Origin of the sequence: Moorena sp. SIO3H5, assembly GCF_010692395.1 — a bacterium.
Classification (GTDB): Bacteria; Cyanobacteriota; Cyanobacteriia; order Cyanobacteriales; family Coleofasciculaceae; genus Moorena.
This window is the reverse complement of record NZ_JAAHHS010000798.1, coordinates 1-1,151: the sequence shown is the minus strand read 5'-3', so window position 1 is coordinate 1,151 and position 1,151 is coordinate 1. Positions and strand designations below refer to the sequence as shown.

General features: G+C 33.0%; 1 protein-coding gene. It reads right to left on the bottom strand.

Features of this window, described 5'->3' with window-relative positions; translation table 11 throughout:
• Window positions 1–63 precede the first annotated feature (63 nt).
• Window positions 64–1,119, bottom strand: a complete 1,056-nt coding sequence (locus tag F6K52_RS36600) for an IS630 family transposase (protein WP_293090179.1) — start codon at window positions 1,117–1,119, stop codon at window positions 64–66.
• Window positions 1,120–1,151 lie beyond the last annotated feature (32 nt).

Below are 1,151 nucleotides of genomic sequence, written 5' to 3'. Positions count from 1 at the left end.
TTATCTGAATAAAAAAATGGTCAATACTTCTATAGTGAGGTATCGACCATCTTTTATACTGCTTTAGGTTAAGATTTGGACTTTTTCAAAAGATTGAAAGTTCCAAGCCAAAAGAGCTTTAAGTTCGTCTTTGACATGATTTAAATTAGCTAAAAATTGTTGTAAAGCATTTTTAAAATCTTTGAACTCCGCATAATATTTACCATGAAGGACTTTCTTTTTAACAAATTTCCATAATCGCTCAATTAGATTGAGTTGCGGAGAATAAGATGGTAAAAAAAGTAATTCGATACCAAGAATTTTAGCGTATCGCCTAACTAATTTGCATTTTTGATAACGAGCATTGTCTAAAATTAAAGTTATGGATTTACCCAGATACAACCAGTATAATTTCCGAAGTAGTTTGCAGACTGATTTAGCATTGATATAAGTATCATTTTCAACTGTAGTCAATGTCATATCAACGGCATTGATTGCTCCAAGTACATTGAAGCGTTTTCTACCCGGAGGTGTACCAACAAAAACTCGAACAAAACACCAGATATAGCTCATAAATGCACCATGAACAAAATGAACTGCATCAGTAAAAAGTACGACTCGATTCCCTTTTTTAGCTTCATCCAACCGTGGATTTAGTTCAATATTTAGGAATTCTTTTTGTTCTATTCGTTTTTCAGGTGTATTTCCTTTGTGTCCTCCTGGTAGAGAGCCTGTTTTTAATCGGCGTAAACCAATGCGATTTAGAAAATCTCTAATCTGAGGTATAGAACGCTGAAGTCCTGTTAAATCGAAAATACGCTGACGGGCCTCGGATAAAGTAGAAGGAGGATTATCATCGAAATCTTTTTTTATTTGGTCCGAGTGATTATCTAACTTACTTGGTTGACCTTCATATTTTAAGATAGTCAACCCTACTATACCTTTTTGATTATAGGATTTTAGGTAAGTAGTTAAAGTTGTTTTGGTGATTCGGCATATTTCACATATTTGTTTATGCGACATCCCATTGGCTTTTAAATACAATGCATGCATCTTTTGTCTGACCTTTGAATGTGGATGATTTTTAAAGCCCTCAAAAAGGGTATCTATTTCGTTTGAGGTAAATTCTATTTGTATCATGTTTTTGACAGCAAAATAAAATATTTTATTTT